Origin of the sequence: Dactylosporangium sp. NPDC005555 (assembly GCF_040605635.1) — a bacterium.
GTDB lineage: Bacteria > Actinomycetota > Actinomycetes > Mycobacteriales > Micromonosporaceae > Dactylosporangium.
The window spans coordinates 13,075-36,927 of sequence record NZ_JBEXDG010000023.1 but is presented as its reverse complement, the minus strand read 5'-3'; the positions used below and the strand labels follow the sequence as shown (position 1 = coordinate 36,927).

Genomic DNA, 23,853 nt, shown 5'->3' with positions numbered 1-23,853 from the left:
TCCTTTTACTTGGTCAGCGGGGTGACGACGTGCTGCACGAACGCACGCCACGCTGCCGCTTCGACGAAGATCTCGGGACTGTTCGCGTCCTTCGAGTCGCGGATGCCGACGGCCCTGGGGTCGAGCAGCACCTCGACGCAGCCGCTGGCTCCGCTGCGCGTGCTCTTCCGCCACATAATGCTCATGATCGTTCGTTGTCCCTTCGCGGAAATGCCCGGGCTACTCGTATTCGCGAATGGCCCGCTGAATGTATTCGAGTGTCTCGGCGTGACTCAGTGCCACCGTCCGCAGCGATTCGAACGCCATCAGATAGCGCCGGACCTCCTCCGGCCGGGTGCGGAACACCCCGCCGGTCATACCGTCGCAATAGACGATCGACTGCTCGGTCGCGCCGGCGAACTCGAGAATGGTGAACACACCGTCGATCCCGCGGTGCGCACCTGCCTCGAACGGCACCATCTGCAGCGTCACCGTCGGTCTGTCGGCGATCTCCAGCAGCCTCATGAGCTGCCGTTTCATGACGCTGGTGCCGCCGACGGGCCGCTTGAGGACGGCCTCGTCGAGCACTGCCCAGATCCTCGGCGGTGGGTCCCGGGTCAGGACCGCCTGCCGTGCCATCCGGACACTTACCCGCTGATTCACCACATCGGGCCGCTCCCCGGCGGACACCGAATTGATGATCGCCCCGGCGTATTCCACGGTCTGCAACAATCCGTTGAGAATGACCGCGTCGTAAATGAAGACGTCGGACGCCTCGGATTCGAACCCGATATACGTCTCATAGGCGCCGAGCAGTGCCTCACCATACGCTTCCCACCACGCCCGCTGGCGGGACTGGGCGGCGAGAGCGGTGATCCGGCTCCGATCGGTATCAGAGGTCTTGTAGAGGTCGAACAGCTTCACCAGGTCCGGGTTGCGGACACTGCTGTTGGCGGTCTCGATCCGGCTGACCTTGGATTCGGACCACTTGAGCTCGGCGGCGACCTCGGCCGCCGTCTTCCGGGCAGCCTCACGCAACCGTCGCAGCTCTGCCCCGAGCTGACGACGGAGCAGAGTCGGGCTCGGCTTCGACGACATCATGCACACCGTACCGCATCGACGCACAAAAACTGAGAACTTTCGGCACAGGGTTGCACTTGCATCTCTGGGCCAGTTGATGCGCAATAGATACAGAAGCTTACCGGTGAGACTGCATGATCCGCCTCACCCAGCGACGGCGACGCGAAAGCTTCTCCTGGACGGCGGCCGTCACCGTGGCCGGTTGCCGCCTCCTTTTTCGTCGCGTCGGCGTCCGCGATCCGGACGCCGACACAGCAGCAAGGAGCGCATCCCATGAGTTCCTACGCACCTCAGCGGCCCATCATCCACTTCAACCAGCACGGGATCCTGGTGACCGACCGGATCTTCGCCACTGACAGCGTCCGCTACGAGATCGCTGAACTGACGCGTCCGACGCACGGCACCGGCGCCCTGCACCCGGGGGTCCGGGCCTGCATCGCGGTCGGGATCGCCAACGTCGTAGTCCTCGGCGCGGCGGCGACCACCGGATCGGTCCCTGTCATCCTGGTCGCCCTGTCGGCGTTGCTGATCACCTGGATCGTGGGACTCGTCTACGCGCGCCGCTGGCCCCGGCAGCACATGCTGCTCGCCGACTACCGCGGCACGCGGGTCACCCTGCTGCGCACCCGGGACGCCGACCTCTTCGGGCGGGTGTCCCGGGCGCTGCGCCGCTCGTGCGGTCTCTAGCGTTCCGCTGGTTAGAGATACATCCCCGTGCGCTCGCCCTCGACCTGCTTGGGGGCGTCGTTCTCACCGAAGAAGCGCTTCCCGCCGAACTCGCCCTGCAGGCGGTCGTCGAGCTCGTCCGCGAGCCCGGTCATCACCTGCACGGCGAGCATCAGGTGGGTCGCCTGGAAGTCCCGGCCGAACACGGGCACCGACGCCCACACCGTGTCGTTGGTGCAATACAGCCGGCCGATCGGCATCCGGTTGGTGAGCTCGGACAGCTTCACGTAGAGCCGCTCGGTGGGCTCGATCTCGGTCAGGATCGGCGAGAACACGTCCACCAGCGGCGGGTTGTCCCGCACCCGGACGAACACCATCGCCGACCCCGACCGGATGCCGATGTCCCCGTCGGGGTCGATCGTCAGCTCTTCCGGCGTCGTCTTCATCAGCCGGGCGACGACCGTGATCACCTTGTCGTGCAGCGGCAGATCGTCCTGCTCCTCGCCGACCTGGTTGTGCTTGGCCCGCACCACGGCCACCGGCCCGTCACCGTCGGTCTCGACGATCGACGCGAGCGACCGCGCCACCCCGAGCGACGGCAGCGCCGCCACCAGCCCCTGCGCGTCGTGGGCGAGATAGGTGAGGAACGCGGGATGCGGCGTGCCGTAGATGTCGCGCAACGTCCGCATGATGAGCCGGCTGAGCTGCACGGCGTCGCTCTTCGGCACCCGGATCCCGAAGGCCTCACCCGACCCGGGCACCACACCGGGCGGCGACCACCCCAGCGCCACCGTCTGCGCGATCACGGTCCGGCCCAGCCGATAGGCCGTGGGCAGGTCCGCGTTGCCGACCGCGGTCGCGGCGAGCATGTCGCCGTCCTCACCGGTCACCTGCACCGAATAGATGGCGTCCCCGGTCCCCGACGCCGTCGGGTCGAGCGTCAGATCGAGCGTCGTGCCCGGGTCGAGCTGCCGCAGCGCGTCGACCAGGTGCCGCGCGAAGTCGCGCCAGGCCTCGGCAACCTTCTCCTTGAGGTCCCCGCCGATAGGGTCCTCATCGTCGAACAGCGCTGCCTCGTAGTCCTGATCATCCGCCATGACCGCCTCCAATCCCCCCGGGCCTCACCCTATCCAGACGATGCACTCCCCGTGCCCTCTGGGCCCTTCAGGCGTTTTCCGTCATCGCCACCAGTCGCGCCTGCGTTTCGTGCAGGTCGGCACCGCGCCCGACGGCGACGCCCAGCAGGAACGCCGTCACGGGCGCTCCCGGCCTGGCCACGTTGTGCGCCACGTCCCGCGCGAGGTCGAGGATCGCGGCCTGCGCCCCGGCCTCCAGCGGCTCCAACCCGAGCTCCGCACACGCCCGCACCACCCAGGCTCTGAGGTCCTGCTCCGTCGTGCCCTCACTCATGCGCTTGCTCCTTCTGCCCGGCGCAGGTCTTCGTCGGTGTCGCAGTCGTAGTACGGCGCCGGTCCTGCCCTGCCCCATCCGACCTCCGCCACGACCAGCCCTTCGAACACCGCTCGCATCGACTTTCCTTCGGCCTCTCCAAGCCGCTCAACCGCGCCTCGCAACGCCTCGGCGCGCCACACCCCACACAGCAGCTGCCGCTTCCCCCGCCCGTCGACGAACACCGCCCCGTCCACGCCGTCACTGATCGCGCCGATCAGCACTCCCACGGCCGCCGCGGTCAGGTGCGGCAGATCCGCGGCGAACACCCCGACCAGCTCCGGACCCTCGGGCGGAATGAGCGCGAGCGCAACCGCGGTGGCGGCCGCCGGCCCTGCTCCTGCCGGACTCTCCCTGACGGTGCGCACCCCTTCGGGCAACCCGTCCCTTGGCGGCCCGACCACGATCCGCAGCCCCGCCCCCGCGACCGCCCCGAGCACCGTGTCGAGCATCGCCACCCCGCCGACGAGCAGCGACGGCTTGTCCCTGCCCCCGACCCGCGTGCCACCACCCCCGGCAAGGATCACGGCCGCGAGTTCAGGCCATGCGGTGGCTGCACCCATGCCCAGAACGTACCGTCGACCGGGCAACGACCGGAACCACTCCCCGCTCCCCGGAGGCCCACCCATGGGACGCGTCACGCAACGGCGCACGATCGCCCGGGTCACCCTCACCCCGCACCAGGACGAGCCCCACCCAACGGCTCAAGGTGCGGTGCAGGCCCTCGGCCAGGTCGCGGACCACGCGGCAGGCCACGCTCAGAACCACGCGGCGGCCCCGGCCGGAAACCAGCGCGACCTCCGCGCCGCGCCGCGGGGCGGAGTTGTGGTCAAGGTAGGGCCGGACACACTGGTGGCGGAGGAGCCGCTCGAGATCAGGGTCGGGACGGGCGGCACGCCCAGGCCACCGCTGGCGGTCACCATGCGCACGCCCGGGGACGACCTCGATCTGGCCATCGGCTTCCTCATGACCGAGGGGGTCATCAGGGCGATCGACGACGTCCGGACGGCGCAGCTGTGTGCCGGGGATCAGGAACCCAACACGTACAACGTCGTGGACGTGGTCCTGGCCGCCGGGGTGCCGGCGCCCGAGGTCGATCCGGCCAGGAACTTCTACACCACCTCCTCGTGCGGCGTGTGCGGGAAGGCGAGCATCGACGCGGTGCGGACCCGGTCACGGTTCGACGTGGCTGCGGACCCGGTCACGGTCGAGCCGGTCGTGCTGGCCGCGCTGCCGGACACGCTGCGGGAGGGACAGCGGGCCTTCAAGACGACGGGTGGGCTGCACGCGGCTGGGCTCTTCGACGCGAACGGAACGCTGGTCTGCCTCCGGGAGGACGTGGGGCGGCACAACGCGGTGGACAAGGTCATCGGGTGGGCGGCGCGCCAGGGAAGGCTCCCGCTCGCCGGTCACGTGCTGATGGTGAGCGGTCGGGCCAGCTTCGAGCTGGCCCAGAAGGCGTGGATGGCCGGCATCCCGGTGCTCGCCGCGGTGTCGGCGCCGAGCACGCTCGCCGTGGACCTCGCCGCGGAGGCCGGGCTGACGCTTATCGGCTTCCTGCGCGGGCCGACCTTCAACGTTTACTGCGGCGCACAACGCGTCGCCGGGCTGGAGCAGGTCGCCGGTCCCGTCGCACGATCGGCGGGAGCGACTGCGGCGACAGCCCCCGGTCCAGGATCTCGGCCATGAGCCTGGCGGCGCGATAGCCGGGGTCGGCGTCGAAGGCGCGGTCCAGCGCGATGCGGGAGCGGACCCCGTTGCCGGAGCGCCAGGCCGCGTAGGCGACGAGCATCGCGGCGGGCGCGGCGAAGGCGGGCACGCAGCGGCGCAGCACGTCGGTCCACAGCCGCTCGTGGACCTCGAGAGCGGTGTCGAGGTCACGGTCGATGCGCATCCACGCCTCGTCGCGCAGCGCCAGGTTGTGGATGAGGAGGGCGACCCAGGCGACCTCGTCGTCGGTGAGGCGGTCGCCGGACCGGGTGTGTCGAAGTGCCGCGTCGAGGGCGGTCTCGCCGTCGGCCGGTGCGCCGGCGGAGCGGGCGAGGCGGGTCTGGGCGTGCCGGGTCGCGCGCTCGGCCGTGTCCAGGGCCGGGCCGGTCGGGCCGGCGAGGCTGTCGACGAGGGTGGCGCGGTCGGGCAGCGCGACCATGCCGATCAGCGTGGCGGTCGCCGCGACCGACGATGCGGACACGTCATAGGGCTGGCCCTCCGCCGGGCAGCAGTGCGGCGACTCGCAGATGAACGACCGATAGCGCCCCTCGTGCGCCCAGAGCATCTCGTGCACGGCGATGCCGTGGCGGCGCATCGCCGCGGTGGTCGCGGCGATGAGGGGCTCGACGCGCTCGGGCGGCCCGTAGCCGATGAGGACGACGTGGTCGACGTGCTGGCGCCCGAACATCGCGCCATAGCTCTCGGCGCGGGGCCCGATGTCGTCGCCGGGGTCGGGCAGGTCGTCGCGCATGTGGAAGCACAGCCGCTTGTCGCGCACGCCGAGGGCGACGAGGCTGTCGGCCGGGTGGAACCCGAAGAGGTAAGGCGTGCCGGCGAGGATGTCGGCGGGTGTGCGCAGCCGCAGCCGGGGCTGCGCGAGGGTGGAGGACACGGTCGTCATGCACCCGAGCCTGGCGGTCGCCGCCACGCACGGGAACTAGCGGTTTTCGGCTGTGGACAACGTCCGATTTGATCCACAGTCACGAAGAACCAGTTGACACCTAATACCGGAAGCGCTGCTCGTGCAGGTCGATACCGTCCTGCCAGTCCTGCCCGCCCGGGTGCAGGTCGATGGCGAGCGTGACCCTGGCCAGCGCGTCGTATCCCGCCGCGTGCAGGCACCGGATGGCGTCGAGGTTGCGGGCCGCCGGCGAGATGCTCAGCTGCCCGAGGCCTCGCCGCCGCGCCTGATCGGCGACGTGCGACAGCAGTGCCCGCCCGATGCCTTCCCCGCGCCGGGCCGACGCCACGACCAGCGGCTCGACCTGCCCGCCGCGGCCGTCGAGGATGAGGCCGACCATGCCGACCACCCCGACCCCGAGGATCTCGGCGACCCACATCCCCGACAGGTCGAGCCGGGTGAGGTACTCCTCGAACGCGGCACCCGGATCGCCGCTCGCGGGCGGTGCGGCCGGGTAGAGGTGGTGGTGCTCCTCGGTCAGTTCGGCCCACAGCTGGCGGCACTCTCGATGGTCCGTCGGTCGGTACGCCCGGATCGTCGGCTGCAGCGTCGCGACACTGCCACCCACGCCGTGATCTGCGCGAACAGTCACCATGCATCCATGCTTACTCCGGTGCGAGCCTCCGCGACACCCACATCGCGGTATTGCACCCGGGCTGACCGCCCCCCGACCGTTTCACGCCTTTTGTAGCATCACGCGGATCGCGACCAGAAGGTTATGGATCAGGCCGGTTAGCGATAACATCAGAAACGGCTCGCAGCTACGACGAAGGGACCGCCGGTCGGGGCGGCCCCTTCGCTGTTTGCTCAGACTGGTGGTGAATAAGGCGGACCTACGGCAGGCGGAATTCACCGTCGGTGTCGACCGCGGCGATGAAGGTCTCCCATTCGGCGCGGGTGAAGCGCACCGACCCCGCGTCCGGGGCGTTGGAGTTGCGGACCTCGACGACGCCGTCGACGAACCGTGCTTCGACGCACTGTCCGTTGTTACCGCTTCGGGTGGGCTTGTGCCACCCCTCGTTCAGCGCAGCCATCTGCGCACTCCTTCGTTGTCAGGCCGTCTCAGCACCCACGGACTCGATCAACTTGACCGACTCGAATGGGCTGAGCGCGGCGGCTCGCAGGCTTTCGAACACGTCGTGATACCGCTGGACATCCCCGGCTTCCTGGTAGATGTCCCCTGCCATGGCTTCGGCATACACGACACTTGGTGCACCTTGGAACTTGAGGATCGCGAAGGACCCAGCCATGCCGGCATAGGCCCCTCCGCTGAACGGAAGGATCTGGACCGTCACGTTCCTCGCCCGGCCCATGTCGGCCAGGTGCTTGAGCTGCGACCGCATGACGTCGGGTCCGCCGATGAGGCGCCGGATGACGCTCTCGTCGAGGACCGCGATGAACTGCAATGGATCTTCGGCCTTGGTGAGCAGCTCCTGCCGCTCACGACGGGCGCTGACGTGCGCCTGAACGGCGTCCTCCGACTCGCCCGAGGGGGACGCGGCGGCGAGCAGCGCCCGGGTGTACTCCTCGGTCTGGAGCATGCCCGGCACGACCAGCGCCTCGTAGTCCCGCATCTCGATCGCGTTGGACTCCAGCCCGATGTAGCGGGAGTAGTGGCTCGGCAGGTCGCCGAAGCGGGCGAACCACCCCCGCGTCTTGCCTTCCTTCGCGAGTGCGATCAATGTCTCCGTGAGATCGCGATCATCAACGTCGTAAATCTTGAGCAACTGTTCGAGGGTGCTGCGGCGGATGCCGACCTTCCCGCCTTCCATGCGGCTGATCGTGCTGGGCGAGCAGTCAAGTTGCAGGCCGACGTCCTCGGTGGTGAGCCTTGCCTGCTCACGCAGTCGCCGGAGCTGTTTGCCCAACTGGAAGCGGGGGAACGTGGGGCTGTGCACCTGCGACACCACTCACCTCCATTACTCAGGACGAGTGTGTCCGTTACCGGGTTGTCGCGCAAGCACGTCCGTCAGTGAGCGATTGGGTTGCTCTACTCAACTTTGACGGAACGTATTGCCGGGCGAAACCTGCACATGCATTCTGAGGCGGTCAGAGATGGTTCCTCTGCCGGAGGGAGATCCGTCGTGATCGAAGACGACGTGATCCTGCTCGAAGGCGCTCCACGGCTCTTCGGCATTGTCGCCGATCCCTGCGACGACGACCACCCTCAAGTTGTCGCCTGGGGTCACGAGCTGCCGGATCAGGCCGTGCTCACGTGGCGTCTGGGGAATGGGAAGTCCGAGATCGCCGTTTTCCAGTCCGCGGAGGCCGCGCTCGCGACCGCCCAGCAGCTCTATCCCGCCCGGATCCTGTGGACCGCGCCAGCCGCGCAGGGGTTCTGATGGCCGTCATCTACGACCACGCCGTGACCGACGCACGCCGCCTCGTGGCACGTCACCAGCCGTTGCGGGTCCAGCAGGTCACCCGCTGCGCGGCCGGCTGCGCGCACTGGCCCTGCAAGCCGTTCTCCACCGCCTGGGCAGTGGTGACCCGCAACTCCAACACCCGCGCCGGCCGCTGACCCGCGCGCACAAAATCACCCAACGCTAAACACGGTCCGCCGGATCTGACTGATCGGCCGACCCCGTTCGGGGCCGCTGACCACGGTGCAGTTTCACCGCTTCCTTCTTGCCCTTGAGCTTGCCGTCCCAGCCCGGCCACGCCTTGTTCTGGATCGGATCCCGGGCGGGCGGCGGAGGGGTGGTGGCCGGCGGCGCCTCCGCCTCGGGCGCGGGCGGCGATGGAGCCGGTGCCGGTGCGGCCGGCACCTTGACAGGCGTCTTGCCACCTGTACCGACGGAGAAACCACCACCGGAGCCACCCGAGGCACGCACGCTCGCGCGCGACCTCGAGATGGTCACCGGGGGCTGCGGCGCGGTCGGCTCCGCCGCGAGCGACGGCACGTCCGTGCTGTGCAGCCCACTGCTGGGCGTCGGCGCGAGCACGAGCGGGCCGGGGCGCGGCTCGGCGACGATCGGCGGACGGACGGATGGCGCCGTGTCCAGCGAGGCGCTGCCGGCGGCGACCACGATGAGGGTCGGCACCGAGGTCAGGGCCACGAGCAGGGCGGAAATGAGCAGCGGGCGCCGGTTCGGCGAGAGTATGCGGTGCGTGCGGACGTCGGATTCCAACTCGGTGCGCTCCAGTGTGCGGGGGAAGGCAGTACGAAGCTCATAGGGACAACTGCCGCACGCCGGGCGGGGATCTGCCCGGTCTGGAGGGATTTTTTGACCTTCAACCCCTAGTGAAGGCGGACTCCATGGTGTCGATCGACACGGCTTCTGCGATGCTGGACACACACCGGCAACGGGGCTGAATCGTCCGCATACCCTGCGACTGAGCCTCAGGGCCGGCTCCCGGGCGTGATCCAGTCACACCCACCGCGACGCGCCGGCCTCAACAGGGCAGCCGCGTAGCAGCCACCCCCGCTGCGCGGCACGGTCACCCCCGCTGCCGACGCGAGAGACGACAGGGAGAAACGGATGGCGAAGGGCGAAGCAAAGGCCCGGACGCACACAACACGGGCCGCGCCTGAACCCGCGTTCGTGCAGCTGCTCACCCCTGAGGGAGACCGGGTCGAACACCCCGACTACTCGGTCGACTTCACCGATGAGGAATACCGCTCGCTCTACCACGACCTGGTCGTGGTCCGGAAGCTCGACGCCGAGGCGACCGCCCTGCAGCGCCAGGGCGAGCTGGGCATCTGGGCGAGCCTGCTGGGCCAGGAAGCCGCGCAGGTCGGCTCGGGCCGGGCGCTGCGCAAGCAGGACATGGCGTTCCCCACCTACCGCGAGCACGGTGTGCTCTACACCCGCGGCGTCGACCCGATCGCTCCGCTGACGCTGTTCCGCGGCGTCGACCAGGGCGCCTGGGACCCGAACGAGTTCAACTTCGGTATGTACACGATCGTCATCGGCGCACAGACGCTGCACGCGACCGGATACGCGATGGGCATCACCAAGGACGGCAAGGTCGGCTCCGACGACGGCGAGGCCGTCATCGCCTACTTCGGCGACGGCGCGACCAGCCAGGGCGACGTCAACGAGGCGTTCATCTGGGCCTCGGTCTTCAACGCCCCGATGGTGTTCTTCTGCCAGAACAACCAGTACGCGATCTCCGAGCCGCTCGAGCGGCAGACGCGCGTCCCCCTGTATCACCGGGCCAGCGGCTTCGGCTTCCCCGGCCTGCGGGTCGACGGCAACGACGTCCTCGCCTGCTACGCGGTCACCCGCAAGGCGCTCGACGACGCCCGGCACGGCCAGGGCCCGTCGCTGATCGAGGCGTACACGTACCGGATGGGCGCCCACACGACGTCGGACGACCCGACCCGCTACCGCATCGCCAGCGAGGTCGAGGCGTGGCAGGCGAAGGACCCGATCACGCGGCTGCGCGCGTTCCTGGCCAAGCAGGGCATCTCGGGCGACGACTTCTTCGCCGCGATCGACGAGGAGGCCCGGGTCGCCGCGGCCGACCTGCGCGAGCGCGTCCTCAACATGCCCGACCCCGACCCGCGGACCCTGTTCGACCACGTCTACCCGCACGGCTCGCCGGAGCTCGACCAGCAACGGGAGCAGTTCGACAAGTACCTTTCGTCGTTCGAGGGGAGTGGGCACTGATGGCCGAGACCCTGACGATCGGCAAGGCGCTCAACACCGGCCTGCGCCGGGCGATGGAGCGCGACCCGAAGGTCCTCATCATGGGCGAGGACGTCGGCAAGCTCGGCGGCGTCTTCCGCATCACCGACGGCCTGCAGAAGGACTTCGGCGACGAGCGCGTCATCGACACGCCCCTGGCGGAGTCGGGCATCATCGGCACCGCCGTCGGCCTCGCGATCCGCGGCTACCGGCCGGTGTGCGAGATCCAGTTCGACGGGTTCGTCTACCCGGCCTACGACCAGATCGTGTCGCAGGTCGCGAAGATGCACTACCGCTCCCAGGGCAAGGTCAGCCTGCCCATCGTCATCCGGATCCCCTTCGGTGGCGGCATCGGCGCGGTCGAGCACCACTCCGAGTCACCCGAGGCCTACTTCGCGCACACGGCCGGCCTCAAGGTCGTCTCCTGCTCCAACCCCGACGACGCGTACTGGATGATCCAGCAGTCGATCGAGTCCGACGACCCGATCATCTTCATGGAGCCCAAGCGCCGCTACTGGGAGAAGGGCCAGGTCAACGTCGACACCGCGAGCGCACCGCTGCACGTCTCGCGGACCGTGCGCCCCGGCACCGACGCCACCCTGCTCGCCTATGGCCCGATGGTCCGCACCGCGCTGGACGCCGCGACCGCCGCCGCCGAGGACGGGCGCCAGCTGGAGGTCATCGACCTGCGCACGCTCTCGCCACTGGACATGCGCCCGGTGTACGAGTCGGTGCGGCGCACCGGTCGCGCGATCGTCGTGCACGAGGCGCCCGGCAACCTGGGCCTCGGGTCGGAGATCTCGGCCCGGATCACCGAGGAGTGCTTCTACTCCCTCGAGGCGCCGGTCCTGCGCGTCACCGGCTTCGACACGCCCTACCCGGCGGCCCGCGTCGAGGAAGAGTATCTGCCCGACCTCGACCGGGTGCTCGACGCCGTCGACCGCTCGTTCGGGTTCTAGGGGGACGCGCGGTGACACGGGTCAAAGAGTTCAACCTTCCCGATCTGGGCGAAGGCCTCACCGAGGGCGAAATCCTGAAGTGGCTGGTCAACGTCGGCGACACGATCGAGCTCAACCAGCCGATCGTCGAGGTCGAGACCGCCAAGGCCGCGGTCGAGATCCCCGCCAAGTGGGCCGGCCAGGTCGCCAAGATCTTCCACCCCGAGGGCACGACCGTCGAGGTCGGCGCCCCGATCATCGCGATCGACACCGACCCCGGTGGCGCGCCGGTCGAGTCGGCCGCGATGCCCTCCGCGGCGTCGCTGGCGGCCGTCGAGATCGCCGGTGACCAGCCGGTCGAGCCCGGGATGATCGGCGGTCCCGCACCGGGCGGCCGCACCGCGGTGCTCGTGGGCTACGGCCCGAAGACGGCTGCCGCGAAGCGCCGTCCTCGAGCGGCCGCAGCAGGTGTACAGCCTGCGCCCGCCGCCCCGCCCGTAGCGTCGCCTCCGGTCGAGGCGGAGCGCGTGGCCCCGACGGAGGATCCGGTGCCTACGGTTCAGGCGGAGCCCGTGGGCCGGACCGGGGTTCAGGCGGGACCGGTGCTCGCCAAGCCTCCCGTCCGCAAGCTGGCGAGAGACCTGGGGATCGACCTGGCCGGCATCTCCGGCTCAGGCCCGAACGGCTCGATCACGCGGGACGACGTCATGTCCGTCTCGGCCGCTCCGGCCGCGCCGGCTCCGGCTGTCACGGCGGCGCCCCGGGTCGGCCGCGAGGAGCGGATCCCCGTCAAGGGCGTGCGGAAGCTGACCGCCGAGAACATGGTGGCCAGCGCGTTCACCGCGCCGCACGTCACCGAGTTCCTGACGGTCGACGTCACCCGGTCGATGAAGGCCCTCGAGCGGCTGAAGGGCAAGCGCGACTGGCGCGACGTCCGGGTATCGCCGCTGCTCATGGTCGCCAAGGCGGCCCTGGTCGCGCTCAAGCGCCACCCGATGGTCAACTCGTCGTGGCAGGGCTCTGAAATCGTGGTCAAGCACTACGTCAACCTCGGCATCGCCGCGGCGACGGAGCGCGGCCTGATCGTGCCCAACGTCAAGGACGCCGACGCGCTCACCACACGGGAGCTCGCCGACGCGCTCAACGCCCTGGTCACCACCGCCCGCGAGGGCAAGACGTCCCCGGCGGCGATGAGCGGCGGCACGTTCACGATCACGAGCGTCGGCATGTTCGGCATCGACACGGGCACACCGATCCTGCCCCCGGGCGAGTCGGCGATCCTGGTGTTCGGCGCCGTCCGCGACACCCCCTGGGTCCACAAGGGCAAGATCAAGATCCGGCAGGTGACGACGCTCGGCCTGTCGTTCGACCACCGGATCATCGACGGCGAGCTGGGCTCGAAGTTCCTGCGCGACGTCGGCGCCTTCCTCGAAGACCCCGAGGGATCGCTCCTGGCCTGGAGCTGAGCAGTCCAATTCACGGCAGGTGGCCCGGCGCTTCGGCGCCGGGCCGTTGTCATATGGCCGACGAACTGGGCATTTGCGCAGCCCATGTGCCTACGAATCGTCGGTACGTGCGCCGCATCACCTGCTATTCGCTGGCTATGGATCTTCCGCCGGGCGTGTAATGGATGCGAGGCAAGTTTCGTCCTTACATCCTGAGGAGCCAGCCGTGAGCACCTTCATCGAGCGTTACCGCGCCCGCCGCAGCGCCGCCCGTCGTCTCGACGCGATCGAGCGCGCCATCGCCAAGAACCCGTCCAGCGCCCTGCGCGACGAACTCCACGCCATGCTCAGCAGAAGTTGAGCCTGTTGCGCCGCCCTCTTGCCGCCCTGGTCCGCCCTCCCCGGACCGGGGCGGCTCCTCTTTGTTCACCTATCCTGGGAGCGCAGCTCGTGCGAACCTGAGCCTCCGATCTGCCATGTACGGTTCGGGTCTACTACGGTCGCAAGGGTCTGACCCACAGGAGGCACGATGACGCCCGACCAGCCCCACCCGTCCGAAGCGGACGAGAGTGCGGCGAGCGCGCCGAGCTCACCCCCGCCCGGCACGCCACCGGCGGCCGGCACCGTGCGAGCCACCGCGTCGGTCCCGATGCCTTCCAGGCCCCCCGCCCAGCCGACCTCCCCGGCTGCGCCTCCTGTGCCGGCCACGTATGGCTCTCCCGCCGCCCCTTCGGGTGAAACCGCCGAAGACGACGAGCAACCTGCGCGGCCTGGGCCGTTCCCGCCGGCCGGGCCGTTCGCCCCGCCGGTCAGCCCGCTGCCGGCCCGCGTGCCGCCGCCTGTGCCGGCGGGTCCGGCGGGCAGTTTCCCCGGTTTCACACCCGCTCCGCAGGCCTCTGACACTCCACCGCCACCATCCGCTCCGCCCGCCCCTCCGGCCGACGTCCAGGCTCCGGGCGCACCGGCTGGACCGGCGCTGAGCAGCCCGGCCTCCGGCCCGCCGTTCGGCCCCGCGGCTTCCGGTCCGGCTTTCGGGGTCGCTTCCGGCCCGGTTTCCGATGGTGTTTCCGGTCCGGCTTTTGGTGGTGGTTCCGGTCCGGCTTTTGGTGGTGGTTCCGGCGGTGCGCAGGTGCCCGCGGCCGGCTCCGCACAAGTGACCGGCGGCTACGCCCAGGTCCCCGGTTATCCGACCTCCGGCGGGCCGGGCGGCACCGCCCAGGTCCCCGGCCAGCCGGCCTCCGGCAACAACCCGTCCGGCGGCTACGCGCAGGTCCCCGGCTACCCGGCGTCAGGCGGCCCGGCCGGCTCCGCACAAGTGCCTGTCCAGCCGGCCTCCGGAAACAACCCGTCCGGCGGCTACGCCCAGGTCCCCAGCTACCCGGTCTCCGGCGGGCCGGCGTCGGGTGGGTCGGCTGGCGCCGCTCAGGTGCCCGGCGCGCAGCACGGCAACGCTCCCGTCTCCGCCGCCCCCGTCTCCGGCAGTGCCCGGACCTACGGCACCGCCCAGGTTTCCGGCAGCGCTCAGGTCCCGGGCGCCATCCAGCCGCCGACGTCCGGCGCGCCGCAGACCCCGGGCCAGCCGTCGTCGTACGGCACCGCTCAGGTCCCCGGCTCCGCCGCCCCGCCGACGTCCGCGCCGCCTGCCACGTACGGCACCCCGCCGACGTCCGCCCCTCCGGCGACGTATGGCACGCCGACCCCCGCCGCGTCCGCGTACGGCGCCCCGCCCGCCGCTGCCCCGCCGATGTCCGCACCGCCCGCTTCAGCGCCGCCCGCCGCGTACGGCGCCCCGGCCTACGGCGCCCCGATCTCCGCTCCGCCTGCCGCCGCCTACGGCTCCCCGACCTCCGCGCCGCCGGCCACGTACGGTTCGCCGACGTCCGCGCCGCCCGCGTACGGTTCGCCCACGTCCGCGCCGCCCGCGGCCTACGGCGCCGTTGAGGAGTCCGCCGGAGCGGTCCCGGCACCGCCGAACCTCGGCAAGATCCCGCCGGCGGCGTACGCGGCACGCGCCCAGGTCTCGGTCCCACCCGCGAGCGGCCCCCCGGCGGCCGGTCCGACCTCGGCACCGCCCGCGACCGGCATCTACCAGGCCGCCCCTCCCCCGGCGACCGGCGTGTATCAGGCCTCCGTGCCGACCGCGCCGGCCGGGCCGCACTACAGCGACCTCGTCACCATGCCCGGTGACCCACCGCCGCCGCAGGCAGCGCAGCCGGCGGGCGGGGATCCGGTCGTACCGACGCCGCCGCCGGCAACGAAGAGCAAGCGAGGACTCGTGCTCGGCCTCGTCGTGGTGGTGGTCGTGTTCCTTCTCGCGGTCGCCGGCACCGGGATCGTGGTGGCGCTGAACAACGCCGGCAGCACCAGCTTCGCGGTCAACTCGTGCGTCAAGCAGGACGGCGGCTCGGCGAAGAAGGCCAGTTGCTCGGACAAGGACGCGTTCACCATCGTGCAGAAGGTCGAGAAGCCGGAGAGCTGCTCGGACGCCAGCCAGCCGTACGTCGTGCTGCAGCACAAGGGGCAGAAGGACGAGGTCCTCTGCCTACGCCCCGCAGCGGCGAAGTAGACAGATCGTGACGCGAGCGCCCTGGTCCAGCATCGGACCGGGGTGCTCGGGCAGACTTGGGGCATGACCGACCCGGCGCAGTCGCCACTGCTCAAGGCCCGCGTCCGCGCTCCCGAACTGCGGGGCCGTGGATGGCTCAACACAGACGGACTCACCCTGTCCGATCTGCGCGGAAAGATCGTCCTGCTCGATTTCTGGACCTTCTGCTGCATCAACTGCCTGCACGTCCTGGATGAGCTGCGCCCCCTCGAAGAGCGCTTCGCCGACGTGCTGGTGACCATTGGTGTGCACTCGCCGAAGTTCGAGCACGAGAAGGACGCGGCGGCGCTCGCGGCGGCCGTCGAGCGATATGGGGTCGACCACCCCGTGCTGGACGACCCCGAGATGGACATGTGGCAGCAGTATGCGGCGAAGGCCTGGCCCACACTGACCGTCATCGACCCCGAGGGTTATGTCGTGGCGACGATGGCCGGCGAAGGACACGCCGAGGGGCTGGCCCGGCTGGTCGAGGAGCTCGTCCGCGTCCACGACGCGCGGGGCACCCTGCGGCGGGGCTCCGCACCGCACGCCGCGCCCAGCACGGAGCAGACAGTGCTGCGGTTCCCCGGCAAGGCGCTGGCGCTCGCCGACGGACATTTCCTGGTCGCCGACTCGACGCACCAGTCCCTCGTGGAGCTCGACGCCGACAACGAGACCCTGGTCCGCCGGATCGGCACCGGTCAGCGCGGAAGCAAGGACGGCACGGATCCCGAGTTCTCCGAGCCCGGCGGGTTGTGCCTGCTGCCCCCGCACGTGGCCGACGTCGCGGGCTATGACGTGGTCATCGCCGACACCGTCAATCACCTGCTACGCGGCCTGAAGCTGGCCACCGGCGAGGTCACCACCGTCGCCGGCACCGGCCGCCAGTGGCGCGGCAGCGTCGACTTCGACGCCCACGACTCCCTCGCCGTCGACCTGTCGTCGCCGTGGGACGTGGCGTGGTTCGACGACCGGGTCGTGATCGCGATGGCGGGCATCCACCAGCTGTGGTGGTTCAACCCGGTGCAGCGCACCGCCGGCGTCTATGCGGGCACGACCGTCGAGGCGCTCCGCGACGGCCCGTTGCACGAGGTGTGGATGGCGCAGCCGTCCGGCCTGTCCGTGCCGCCCGACGGCACGAAGCTGTGGATCGCCGACAGCGAGGCCAGCGCGGTGCGGTATGTCGAGGGCAGCCAGATGCACACGGTCGCCGGGCAGGGCCTGTTCGACTTCGGGCACGTCGACGGTCCCGCCGCGCAGGCGCTGCTGCAGCACCCGCTCGGCCTGCTCGCTCTCGCCGACGGCAGCGTGCTGGTCGCCGACACGTACAACGGCGCCATCCGCAGCATCGCCGGCGACGCCGTCACCACGGTCGTCGAGGGCTTGAAGGAGCCGAGTGACCTGGTGCTGAGCGCGACCGGCGACATCGTGGTCGTCGAGTCGGGCGCCCACCGCCTCGTCCGCCTCGCCCCCGGCGCCCTGACCGCGGCGGGCGTCGACGTCGCGGGCGTCCGCCACCGCACCGAACGTCCCTCGACCGTGCTCTCCCCCGGCGAGGTCGAGCTCGACCTCATCTTCGAACCGGCCCCGGGCCAGAAGCTCGACGAGTCGTTCGGCCCGTCGACCCGCCTGGAGGTGTCGGCCTCGCCGCCGGAGCTGCTCCTGGAGGGCGCCGGCGTGACGCAGACCTTGCGCCGCCGCCTGGTCCTCTCCCCCGACGTCGCCGAGGGTGTCCTGCAGGTCGTCGCTCAGGCCGCAACGTGCGACATCGACGCGGAGTTCCCCGCCTGTCACCTCACCCGCCAGGACTGGGGCGTCCCGATCCGGGTGACGAAGGACGGCGCCGCCCGCCTCCCCTTGGTCCTGCGAGGCCTGGACGCCTGACGACCCCGAGCCCCGCCGCCACCCGTCCCGTGATCCGGAAGACTTTTTGCTGTTCTGGCGACAAAGAGTCTTCCGGATCACGGGTGACACGCTGGCCGGGCGGAGTGAGTCAGGCGAAGGGGGTCGGTGGGAGGCCTGCGGCGATGAGGGCGGCGCGGACCGCGGTGGCCATCGCGACCGCGCCTGGGGTGTCGCCGTGGACGCACAAGGATTCGAACGGCAGATGCAGCACGGAGCCGTCGACCGCGACGACCTCGCCGTCCCGGGCCATGCGGACAGCGCGTTCGGCGACGGCGGCGATGTCGGTCAGGATCGCGCCGTCGGTGCCGCGGGGGACGAGGCGGCCGTCCGGGAGGTAGCCGCGGTCGACGAAGCCCTCGCCGACGACTCGGAGACCCGCGTCGGCCGCGAGGCGGGCCAGCACCGAACCTGGCTGGCACAGCACCGGAAGCCCCAGCGTCGCAGCACTCCCAACGCTCGCGTCACCTACTCCCGCGACACTCGCTGCGGCTACTACGGCGGAGGCGTGGGCGGGGTCGGTGGCGGCGGTGTTGTAGAGGGCGCCGTGGGGCTTGATGTAGGAGATCGGGGCGAAGGCCGACAGGGCTCCGATCTGGTAGCGGAGTTCGTCGGTCAGGGTCTGGGGATCCACGTCGATGCGGCGGCGGCCGAAGCCGGCCAGGTCGCGGTAGCTGACCTGGGCGCCGACGCGGACGCCGAGGGCAAGGGCGCGGGTGCAGACGCGGCGCATCGTGGTGGGGTCGCCGGCGTGGAAGCCGCAGGCCACGTTGGCGCTGGTGACGAGCTCCAGGAGGGCGTCGTCGTCGCTCAGGGTCCAGATACCGAAGCCTTCGCCGAGGTCACTGTTGAGGTCCACGAAAACGAACGGTATCTCCCAGGGCGAGCGACAGTAGATCCCCACGACCGGGACCCGCCGCCGGCGAACGCCGAGGTCACCGGCGGGGGGCACCGAAACGGACGGTCCCGCCGGGGCGAGCGATAGTAGATCCCCACGACCGGGACCCGCCGCCGGCGAACGCCGAGGTCACCGGCGCGGGGCACCGAAACGGACGGTCCCGCCGGGGCGAGCGACAGTAGATCCCCACGACCGGGACCCGCCGCCGGCGAGCGCCGAGGTCACCGGCGGGGGGCGCGGAAACGGACGGTGTCGCCGGGGCGGGCCTGGGCGAGGAGCGGCAGGTCCGAGGGGTCGACGACGGCGACGACCGGGTAGCCGCCGGTGGTCGGGTGGTCGGCGAGGAAGACGAGCGGCTGGCCGGAGGCCGGGACCTGCACGGCGCCGAGGACGATGCCCTCGCTCGGGAGTTCGCGGTGGTGGGCTCGGGTGAGGGTGGGGCCGCTGAGCCGCGCGCCGACCCGGTTGCTGTCGTTGCCGATGGTGTACGAGCCAGTCAGCAACGCGGACGCCGCGGTGAAATAGTCGTCGCGGGGACCCCAGGAAAGGCCGAGCACAATCGGGCCGCCGAGGGCGGGGCGCGGGGCGACGTCCACAGTGGATGGTTCGTCGGCACGTGGGCCGACGGATAGGGAGGCGGTCGGCCGCACGACCGCGGGACCGAGCGCCGAAAGGGTGTCGGTGGAGCGGCTACCCAGTACCGACGCCGCGGAAAAGCCTCCTGAGACGGCCAGGTATCCGCGCAACCCCGCGACGGCACGACCGACCTCGATGCGGTCGCCGCGACGGAAGGCCACGGGGGCGTTGAGCGGCGCGGGGCGGCCTCCGACGCGCAGCGGGGCGGCGGCGCCGGTGAGCGCGAGGGTGCCGGCGAAGGACATCGTCGCGGCGAACGGGCCGAGCGTGATCTCCAGGGCGGCGCTGGAGGGTGGGTTGCCGACGAGTCGGTTGCCGAGCAGGAGTGCGGGCTGGTCGAGGGCGCCGGACCGCGGGACGCCGAGGTGCGCGAAGCCGGGCCGGCCCAGGTCCTGCACGGTGGTCAGCGGGCCGGCGACCGTCACGGAAAGCGTTCTCATGATGCGACAAATCGCACGCAAAGCCCCGGGGTCAGCAGGGCAGGCGGGTCGCGGTCGATGCCGAACAGGACGGTGTCGGTGCGGCCGACGAGCTGCCAGCCGCCCGGGGACGCGGTCGGATAGATGCCGGCGAACTCCGCGGCAAGCGCCACCGACCCGGCGGGGACCCGGGGTCGCGGGTTGTCGAGCCGCGGCACCGACCACGGCAGGCCGCTGAGATATGCGAACCCGGGCGCGAACCCGCCGAACGCGACGGTGAACGTGGTCCCGGTCAAGGCCGCGATCAAGGCGTCGACCGAGAGGTCGGCACAACGAGCCACCGTGGAGAGATCCGGTCCGTCGAACGTGACCGGGATGCTGATCGCGTCCGCGTCCCGCGCGGAGCGGGGCGGCGGGGGCCAGGAGCGCAGGGTCGCGGCGACGGCGGCGATCGAGGACACCCCGTCGAGCAGGACGGTCCGCGCACCGGGGACGATGTCGGTGACCGCGAGACGCCCGGCGGCCCGCTCGGCGTCCAGCGCGGCGAACCACGCGAGGGGATCGTCGACCTCGATCAACAGCGCGGATCTCCCGACAGGGCGGATCTCCATGACCGACACCATAGTTGGTCGCCACTTCTATACTTGCCAGTAACCTACGGTACCGTAACCTGGAGGGCGTGACCATGAACACCGAGACCCGCCTGCGCCCGGTCGACCTCGGCAAACCCAGAATGCGCGGCTGGCTGCACACCTATGCGTTCGGCGTCGCGATCATCTGCGGCATCGTGCTGTGTTCGCTGGCCGCCGCGCGTCCGGGTTGGTCGCCGTTCGCGAGTTGTCTGGTGTACAGCCTCACGGTGTGCGCACTGTTCGGCACGAGCGCGCTGTATCACCGTCGGGTCTGGTCACCCAAGGGCTACAAGCTGATGCGCCGCCTCGACCACTCGATGATCTTCGTGTTCATCGCGGGCACGTACACGCCGTTCAGCGTCCTGCTGCTGTCGGGGCGCACCGGCGACGTGATCCTGGCGGTCGTCTGGGGCGGGGCACTGCTCGGCGTCGGCATGAAGCTGATCTGGCCGCACGCGCCGCGGTGGCTGTCTGCGCCGCTGTACATCGCGCTGGGCTGGGTCGCCGTCGTGGTCCTGCCGGACATCCTGCACGCGGGCGGCGTGACCGCGCTGGTGCTGACGATCGTGGGCGGCGCGTTCTACACGATCGGCGCGATCTTCTACGCGCTGCGCCGGCCCAACCCGTGGCCGACGGTGTTCGGCCATCACGAGTTCTTCCACGCGTGCACGCTGGTCGCGGCGATCCTGCACCACATCGCCATCTACTTCGCGCTCTATGCGAAGTAGATGGCGATGTGGTGGTGAAAAGTCCAAGTAGCTGGTGACAGGGAAGGACCGTCAGTAGGTGCGGCGCTGCTCGATGACCTCGTCCGCGGACGGCGGGATCACGGTGCCGCCGGCCGGGGGCGGCGGCGGGACCTGACGCACCACGGTGCGCCGGCGGGTGTTCCAGAAGTAGAGCGTCAGGAGCAGGCCGAACAGGCCCGCGAGCTGGAAGATCCAGCCGATCGTGTCCAGATTGAACGGCCCGAGATCGGTGTCGTCCAGGCCGAACGTCAGGATCGCTCCGACGACGATGAGAAGGATGCTGCCGCCGATACCCATCGAGGGCCTCCAGGGCGTTGGGTAGGTAACCGTCTGTATGGCCGGGTTACCCACCTACGACGCCGCTCAATCGGGCACGCTTGAGCACATGACCGACCGCACGCTGATTCTGCTCCGGCACGCGAAGTCCGTCGACCCGGACCCGTTCCCCACCGACCTCGAACGACCGCTGAGCCCGCGCGGCCGCCGGGACGCCGCTGCGGCCGGCGACTGGCTGCGTGAGCGGAGCCTCCTGCCCGACCTGATCGTGTGCTCGACGGCGGTGCGCACCCGGGAGACCCTGGAGGGGCTCAAGCTCGGGGACGTCCCCGTCGTCTTCGAGCACCGGGTGTACCTCGGTCCGGCGCACGACACGCTCGACCTGCTGCAGGGCTCGCCGGACGTGGCGACGCTGCTGCTGATCGGCCACAACCCGACGCTGTCGATGCTGTCGGACCTGCTCGCTCCCGACGCGCTGCCGGACGAGGGCCTGGCCACCAGCGGGATCGCGGTCCACACGGTCGCGGGCGAGTGGCGCGATCTGGAGACCGCACCGCTGAGGACGCATCACACGGCCCGCGGTTGAAACAGAAAAGCGGGAGGGCGCCATTGCCCTCCCGCCAGCTTTCTGTTTCGGCGAGCCTTAGAACGCGTCCTCGGAGAGGTCCATCGCGTCGAGGGTGGTGGCCTCGACGATGCGGCGGTCCGAGCCGGTCCGCGGCAGCACCTCGCGGGCGAAGAACTTCGCCGCGGCGATCTTGCCCTCGTAGAAGGCGGTCTCCGTGGTCTCGCCGGCCAGTGCCGTCAGTGCGACCTCTGCCTGCCGCTGCAGCAGCCAGCCGACGACGACGTCGCCGAGGGCGAGCAGGAAGCGGCGGCTGTTGAGGCCGACCTTGTACAGCGCCCGAGGGTCGCCGGCCTGGGCCTCGCCGAGCCAGCCGGTGAAGATGCCCAGCATGTTCTGCACCTCGGCGAGCGCCTTGCCCAGCGCGACCCGCTCGACCTTGAGCTGGCCGTTGCCGCCCTCGGCTTCCAGGAACTGCTGGATCTCGGCGGCGACGGTGAGCAGCGCCTTGCCCTGGTCCTTCACGATCTTGCGGAAGACGAGGTCGAGGCTCTGGATCGCGGTCGTGCCCTCGTAGAGCGTGTCGATCTTCGAGTCGCGGATGTACTGCTCGAGCGGGTAGTCCTGCAGGAAGCCGGAGCCGCCGAAGGTCTGCAGCGACTCGTGGCCGAGCAGCTCATACGCCCGCTCGGAGCCGACGCCCTTGACCAGGGGCAGCAGCAGGTCGTTGACCCGCTTCGCGATCTTCGCGGCCTTCTCGTCGCCGGCCGCCTCGGCCAGGGCGACCTTGTCCTGCCACGACGCGGTGTAGAGGACCAGCGCGCGCAGGCCTTCGGCATAGGACTTCTGCAGCAGCAGCGACCGGCGCACGTCGGGGTGGTGGGTGATCGTGACGCGCGGCGCGGCCTTGTCGGTGCTGGCGAGGTCGGCACCCTGGACGCGGCTCTTGGCGTAGTCCAGCGCGTTGAGGTAGCCGGTGGACAGGGTGGCGATGGCCTTCGTGCCGACCATCATCCGCGCGTATTCGATGATGAGGAACATCTGGCGGATGCCCTCGTGCACGTCGCCGAGGAGCCAGCCCTTGGCCGGGACGCCGTGCCCGCCGAAGGTGACCTCGCAGGTCGTGGAGACCTTGAGGCCCATCTTGTGCTCGACGTTGGTGACGAAGGCGCCGTTGCGGTCCTTGAGCTCACCGGTCTCGCCGTCGAAGTGGAACTTCGGCACGACGAAGAGCGAGAGGCCCTTGGTGCCGGGGCCGCCGGCGCCGGGCGTGTCGACCGGGCGGGCGAGGACGTAGTGGATGATGTTCTCGGACAGGTCGTGCTCGGCGCTGGTGATGAAGCGCTTGACGCCCTCGATGTGCCAGGAGCCGTCGGCCTGCGGGATCGCCTTGGTGCGGCCGGCCCCGACGTCGGAGCCGGCGTCGGGCTCGGTGAGCACCATGGTGGAGCCCCACTGCCGGTCGACGAGGATCTTCGCCCAGCGCTTCTGCTCCTCGGTGCCCTCGACGCGCAGCGTGTTGGCGAAGGAGGGGCCGGACGCATACATCCAGATGGGGGCGTTGGAGCCCAGCACCATTTCGGCGAGGGACCACCACAGGGCGCGCGGCGCGGCGGTGCCGTCGAGCTCGGCGGGCAGGTCGAGGCGCCAGAACTCGGACGCCATGAACGCCTCATACGACTTGCGGAACGACTCGGGCATCTTCACCGAGTAGGTCGCGGGGTCGTAGACGGGCGGGTTGCGGTCGGCGTCGGTGTAGCTCGCGGCGAGGTCTTCGCGGGCGAGCCGGTCGACCTCCGCGAGGATGCTGCGGGCGGTGTCGACGTCGATGTCGCCGTAGGGACCCTGGCCCAGGACCTTGTCGACGCCGAAGACCTCGAAGAGGTTGAACTCGAGGTCCCGCAGGTTGCTCTTGTAATGGCTCATCGCGGAGTGGCCCCCGTCTCTGGGTCGCTTTTGTAGATCGAGCATGGACGACCGAGGTTACCAGTCGGTAACAGGAATCTTATTACTTGCGAGTAACCTCCGGCAACCCGCCCAGGCGGGTGACAGCGGTCACACCCTCCTGAGTCGAGGTGTCACCTATCTCGGCAGGTCAGGGTGATCCATGAGTAGCGGAGGGTGGCAGATGAGTAGCACAAGGGGGTTACGTGCGCACGACACGCCGTCACCCGCGGGTGACGTGATCGTTGAGCGGTTACTCGCAGTCAACAGGAGGGCACCGCGATGATCGTCAGGATGATGGGCTCTCTGTTCGCACCCAAGTACCCGCGCTTCTACACGGGCCGGCACCGGGCGCCGATGCGGCGCTTCGTCTCACGCCCCCGGGT

At 70.3% G+C, this 23,853-nt stretch carries 27 protein-coding genes; 12 read left to right on the top strand and 15 right to left on the bottom strand.

The features are described 5' to 3' along the window. Positions 1 to 5: 5 nt before the first annotated feature. Together ABZS58_RS25405 and ABZS58_RS25400 are read right to left on the bottom strand one after the other, a co-directional pair. Positions 6 to 176, bottom strand: a complete 171-nt coding sequence (locus tag ABZS58_RS25405; protein WP_354785477.1) for a DUF397 domain-containing protein — start codon at positions 174 to 176, stop codon at positions 6 to 8. Positions 177 to 219: 43 nt separating this feature from the next. Continuing rightward, a complete protein-coding gene (locus ABZS58_RS25400) occupies positions 220 to 1,077 on the bottom strand; it encodes a helix-turn-helix transcriptional regulator (RefSeq protein WP_354785475.1) in 858 nt (285 codons plus the stop codon). A 255-nt stretch (positions 1,078 to 1,332) separates the two neighbouring features. On the opposite strand from ABZS58_RS25400, the gene ABZS58_RS25395 reads away from it, so the two are divergent. Beyond that, a complete protein-coding gene (locus tag ABZS58_RS25395) occupies positions 1,333 to 1,746 on the top strand; it encodes a DUF6232 family protein (protein WP_354785473.1) in 414 nt (137 codons plus the stop codon). Between the two features lie 11 nt (positions 1,747 to 1,757). On the opposite strand, the gene ABZS58_RS25390 is transcribed toward ABZS58_RS25395, so the two are convergent. The 3 genes from ABZS58_RS25390 to ABZS58_RS25380 all read right to left on the bottom strand — a co-directional run bounded on the left by ABZS58_RS25390 (position 1,758) and on the right by ABZS58_RS25380 (position 3,737). Beyond that, the gene (locus tag ABZS58_RS25390) at positions 1,758 to 2,822 is read right to left on the bottom strand and encodes a hypothetical protein (RefSeq protein WP_354785471.1); all 1,065 of its coding nucleotides are present in this window, start codon (positions 2,820 to 2,822) and stop codon (positions 1,758 to 1,760) included. A 67-nt stretch (positions 2,823 to 2,889) separates the two neighbouring features. Next, positions 2,890 to 3,135 (bottom strand): DUF6457 domain-containing protein, encoded by a 246-nt coding sequence (locus ABZS58_RS25385; protein ID WP_354785469.1) that lies wholly within the window; start codon positions 3,133 to 3,135, stop codon positions 2,890 to 2,892. Beyond that, the gene (locus ABZS58_RS25380; RefSeq protein WP_354785467.1) at positions 3,132 to 3,737 is read right to left on the bottom strand and encodes an NTP transferase domain-containing protein; all 606 of its coding nucleotides are present in this window, start codon (positions 3,735 to 3,737) and stop codon (positions 3,132 to 3,134) included. The genes ABZS58_RS25385 and ABZS58_RS25380 overlap by 4 nt, the downstream gene beginning before the upstream one ends. Positions 3,738 to 3,801: 64 nt before the next feature. Here ABZS58_RS25380 and fdhD point away from each other — a divergent pair, with 64 nt between their 5' ends. After that, positions 3,802 to 4,863 carry a formate dehydrogenase accessory sulfurtransferase FdhD gene (gene fdhD, locus ABZS58_RS25375; protein WP_354785465.1) on the top strand — a complete coding sequence of 354 codons (1,062 nt, stop codon included), beginning with the start codon at positions 3,802 to 3,804 and terminating at the stop codon, positions 4,861 to 4,863. On the opposite strand, the gene ABZS58_RS25370 is transcribed toward fdhD, so the two are convergent. From ABZS58_RS25370 to ABZS58_RS25355, 4 genes are all read right to left on the bottom strand, one after another. Further along, positions 4,748 to 5,785: a DUF4192 domain-containing protein gene (locus ABZS58_RS25370; RefSeq protein ID WP_354785463.1), complete on the bottom strand. Its 1,038-nt coding sequence runs from the start codon at positions 5,783 to 5,785 to the stop codon at positions 4,748 to 4,750. The two genes, fdhD and ABZS58_RS25370, sit on opposite strands and share 116 nt — an antisense overlap. A 100-nt stretch (positions 5,786 to 5,885) precedes the next feature. Further along, positions 5,886 to 6,440, bottom strand: coding sequence for a GNAT family N-acetyltransferase (locus ABZS58_RS25365; protein WP_354785461.1), 555 nt, complete (start codon positions 6,438 to 6,440; stop codon positions 5,886 to 5,888). Between the two features lie 238 nt (positions 6,441 to 6,678). Next, complete coding sequence (locus tag ABZS58_RS25360; protein WP_354785459.1) at positions 6,679 to 6,879, bottom strand: DUF397 domain-containing protein; 201 nt, start codon at positions 6,877 to 6,879, stop codon at positions 6,679 to 6,681. An 18-nt stretch (positions 6,880 to 6,897) separates the two neighbouring features. Further along, positions 6,898 to 7,752 (bottom strand): helix-turn-helix transcriptional regulator, encoded by an 855-nt coding sequence (locus ABZS58_RS25355; RefSeq protein ID WP_354785457.1) that lies wholly within the window; start codon positions 7,750 to 7,752, stop codon positions 6,898 to 6,900. A gap of 177 nt (positions 7,753 to 7,929) precedes the next feature. Between ABZS58_RS25355 and ABZS58_RS25350 the strand changes: the two genes are divergently transcribed. Continuing rightward, entirely contained in the window at positions 7,930 to 8,187 is a 258-nt protein-coding gene (locus tag ABZS58_RS25350; protein ID WP_354785456.1) for a hypothetical protein, read from the top strand. Beyond that, positions 8,187 to 8,366, top strand: a complete 180-nt coding sequence (locus ABZS58_RS25345) for a hypothetical protein (protein WP_354785454.1) — start codon at positions 8,187 to 8,189, stop codon at positions 8,364 to 8,366. The genes ABZS58_RS25350 and ABZS58_RS25345 overlap by 1 nt, the downstream gene beginning before the upstream one ends. A gap of 25 nt (positions 8,367 to 8,391) precedes the next feature. Here the strand turns inward: ABZS58_RS25345 and ABZS58_RS25340 are convergent, their stop codons facing one another. Next, positions 8,392 to 8,976: a hypothetical protein gene (locus tag ABZS58_RS25340; RefSeq protein ID WP_354785450.1), complete on the bottom strand. Its 585-nt coding sequence runs from the start codon at positions 8,974 to 8,976 to the stop codon at positions 8,392 to 8,394. 351 nt (positions 8,977 to 9,327) lie between these two features. On the opposite strand from ABZS58_RS25340, the gene pdhA reads away from it, so the two are divergent. The 6 genes from pdhA (at position 9,328) to ABZS58_RS25310 (ending at position 17,330) form a co-directional block, all read left to right on the top strand. Further along, positions 9,328 to 10,461, top strand: a complete 1,134-nt coding sequence (gene pdhA, locus ABZS58_RS25335) for a pyruvate dehydrogenase (acetyl-transferring) E1 component subunit alpha (RefSeq protein WP_354785448.1) — start codon at positions 9,328 to 9,330, stop codon at positions 10,459 to 10,461. Beyond that, on the top strand, positions 10,458 to 11,438 hold the full coding sequence (locus ABZS58_RS25330; RefSeq protein WP_354785653.1) for an alpha-ketoacid dehydrogenase subunit beta: 981 nt from the start codon (positions 10,458 to 10,460) through the stop codon (positions 11,436 to 11,438). The genes pdhA and ABZS58_RS25330 overlap by 4 nt, the downstream gene beginning before the upstream one ends. Before the next feature lie 11 nt (positions 11,439 to 11,449). Further along, a complete protein-coding gene (locus tag ABZS58_RS25325) occupies positions 11,450 to 12,883 on the top strand; it encodes a dihydrolipoamide acetyltransferase family protein (RefSeq protein ID WP_354785446.1) in 1,434 nt (477 codons plus the stop codon). A gap of 205 nt (positions 12,884 to 13,088) precedes the next feature. Next, positions 13,089 to 13,223: a hypothetical protein gene (locus ABZS58_RS25320; protein ID WP_354785444.1), complete on the top strand. Its 135-nt coding sequence runs from the start codon at positions 13,089 to 13,091 to the stop codon at positions 13,221 to 13,223. Between the two features lie 768 nt (positions 13,224 to 13,991). Next, positions 13,992 to 15,428, top strand: a complete 1,437-nt coding sequence (locus ABZS58_RS25315; protein WP_354785442.1) for a hypothetical protein — start codon at positions 13,992 to 13,994, stop codon at positions 15,426 to 15,428. A 63-nt stretch (positions 15,429 to 15,491) separates the two neighbouring features. Beyond that, positions 15,492 to 17,330, top strand: coding sequence for an NHL domain-containing thioredoxin family protein (locus ABZS58_RS25310; RefSeq protein ID WP_354785440.1), 1,839 nt, complete (start codon positions 15,492 to 15,494; stop codon positions 17,328 to 17,330). 109 nt (positions 17,331 to 17,439) lie between these two features. Here ABZS58_RS25310 and ABZS58_RS25305 read toward each other — a convergent pair whose 3' ends face one another. The 3 genes from ABZS58_RS25305 to ABZS58_RS25295 all read right to left on the bottom strand — a co-directional run bounded on the left by ABZS58_RS25305 (position 17,440) and on the right by ABZS58_RS25295 (position 19,912). Further along, the gene (locus tag ABZS58_RS25305) at positions 17,440 to 18,207 is read right to left on the bottom strand and encodes a 5-oxoprolinase subunit PxpA (RefSeq protein ID WP_354785438.1); all 768 of its coding nucleotides are present in this window, start codon (positions 18,205 to 18,207) and stop codon (positions 17,440 to 17,442) included. 260 nt (positions 18,208 to 18,467) lie between these two features. Beyond that, positions 18,468 to 19,322: a biotin-dependent carboxyltransferase family protein gene (locus ABZS58_RS25300; protein WP_354785436.1), complete on the bottom strand. Its 855-nt coding sequence runs from the start codon at positions 19,320 to 19,322 to the stop codon at positions 18,468 to 18,470. Beyond that, positions 19,319 to 19,912: an allophanate hydrolase subunit 1 gene (locus ABZS58_RS25295; RefSeq protein ID WP_354785434.1), complete on the bottom strand. Its 594-nt coding sequence runs from the start codon at positions 19,910 to 19,912 to the stop codon at positions 19,319 to 19,321. Before ABZS58_RS25295 ends, ABZS58_RS25300 begins: the two co-directional genes overlap by 4 nt. Positions 19,913 to 19,980: 68 nt before the next feature. On the opposite strand from ABZS58_RS25295, the gene ABZS58_RS25290 reads away from it, so the two are divergent. Beyond that, positions 19,981 to 20,661 (top strand): hemolysin III family protein, encoded by a 681-nt coding sequence (locus ABZS58_RS25290; protein ID WP_354785432.1) that lies wholly within the window; start codon positions 19,981 to 19,983, stop codon positions 20,659 to 20,661. A 51-nt stretch (positions 20,662 to 20,712) separates the two neighbouring features. Here the strand turns inward: ABZS58_RS25290 and ABZS58_RS25285 are convergent, their stop codons facing one another. Further along, a complete protein-coding gene (locus ABZS58_RS25285; protein WP_354785430.1) occupies positions 20,713 to 20,979 on the bottom strand; it encodes a DUF6458 family protein in 267 nt (88 codons plus the stop codon). Between the two features lie 88 nt (positions 20,980 to 21,067). Between ABZS58_RS25285 and ABZS58_RS25280 the strand changes: the two genes are divergently transcribed. Then, positions 21,068 to 21,544 (top strand): histidine phosphatase family protein, encoded by a 477-nt coding sequence (locus ABZS58_RS25280; RefSeq protein ID WP_354785428.1) that lies wholly within the window; start codon positions 21,068 to 21,070, stop codon positions 21,542 to 21,544. Between the two features lie 57 nt (positions 21,545 to 21,601). On the opposite strand, the gene ABZS58_RS25275 is transcribed toward ABZS58_RS25280, so the two are convergent. Then, positions 21,602 to 23,449, bottom strand: coding sequence for an acyl-CoA dehydrogenase (locus tag ABZS58_RS25275; RefSeq protein WP_354785426.1), 1,848 nt, complete (start codon positions 23,447 to 23,449; stop codon positions 21,602 to 21,604). Positions 23,450 to 23,853 lie beyond the last annotated feature (404 nt).

Excerpts from the sequence above, each read along its gene's own strand:
- ABZS58_RS25405 (WP_354785477.1), bottom strand. The coding sequence starts at position 176 with ATGTGGCGGAAGAGCACGCGCAGCGGAGCCAGCGGCTGCGTCGAGGTG.
- ABZS58_RS25400 (WP_354785475.1), bottom strand. The coding sequence starts at position 1,077 with ATGTCGTCGAAGCCGAGCCCGACTCTGCTCCGTCGTCAGCTCGGGGCA.
- ABZS58_RS25395 (WP_354785473.1), top strand. The coding sequence starts at position 1,333 with ATGAGTTCCTACGCACCTCAGCGGCCCATCATCCACTTCAACCAGCAC.
- ABZS58_RS25390 (WP_354785471.1), bottom strand. The coding sequence starts at position 2,822 with ATGGCGGATGATCAGGACTACGAGGCAGCGCTGTTCGACGATGAGGAC.
- ABZS58_RS25385 (WP_354785469.1), bottom strand. The coding sequence starts at position 3,135 with ATGAGTGAGGGCACGACGGAGCAGGACCTCAGAGCCTGGGTGGTGCGG.
- ABZS58_RS25380 (WP_354785467.1), bottom strand. The coding sequence starts at position 3,737 with ATGGGTGCAGCCACCGCATGGCCTGAACTCGCGGCCGTGATCCTTGCC.
- fdhD (WP_354785465.1), top strand. The coding sequence starts at position 3,802 with ATGGGACGCGTCACGCAACGGCGCACGATCGCCCGGGTCACCCTCACC.
- ABZS58_RS25370 (WP_354785463.1), bottom strand. The coding sequence starts at position 5,785 with ATGACGACCGTGTCCTCCACCCTCGCGCAGCCCCGGCTGCGGCTGCGC.
- ABZS58_RS25365 (WP_354785461.1), bottom strand. The coding sequence starts at position 6,440 with ATGGTGACTGTTCGCGCAGATCACGGCGTGGGTGGCAGTGTCGCGACG.
- ABZS58_RS25360 (WP_354785459.1), bottom strand. The coding sequence starts at position 6,879 with ATGGCTGCGCTGAACGAGGGGTGGCACAAGCCCACCCGAAGCGGTAAC.
- ABZS58_RS25345 (WP_354785454.1), top strand. The coding sequence starts at position 8,187 with ATGGCCGTCATCTACGACCACGCCGTGACCGACGCACGCCGCCTCGTG.
- pdhA (WP_354785448.1), top strand. The coding sequence starts at position 9,328 with ATGGCGAAGGGCGAAGCAAAGGCCCGGACGCACACAACACGGGCCGCG.
- ABZS58_RS25310 (WP_354785440.1), top strand. The coding sequence starts at position 15,492 with ATGACCGACCCGGCGCAGTCGCCACTGCTCAAGGCCCGCGTCCGCGCT.
- ABZS58_RS25300 (WP_354785436.1), bottom strand. The coding sequence starts at position 19,322 with ATGAGAACGCTTTCCGTGACGGTCGCCGGCCCGCTGACCACCGTGCAG.
- ABZS58_RS25295 (WP_354785434.1), bottom strand. The coding sequence starts at position 19,912 with ATGGAGATCCGCCCTGTCGGGAGATCCGCGCTGTTGATCGAGGTCGAC.
- ABZS58_RS25285 (WP_354785430.1), bottom strand. The coding sequence starts at position 20,979 with ATGGGTATCGGCGGCAGCATCCTTCTCATCGTCGTCGGAGCGATCCTG.
- ABZS58_RS25280 (WP_354785428.1), top strand. The coding sequence starts at position 21,068 with ATGACCGACCGCACGCTGATTCTGCTCCGGCACGCGAAGTCCGTCGAC.
- ABZS58_RS25275 (WP_354785426.1), bottom strand. The coding sequence starts at position 23,449 with ATGAGCCATTACAAGAGCAACCTGCGGGACCTCGAGTTCAACCTCTTC.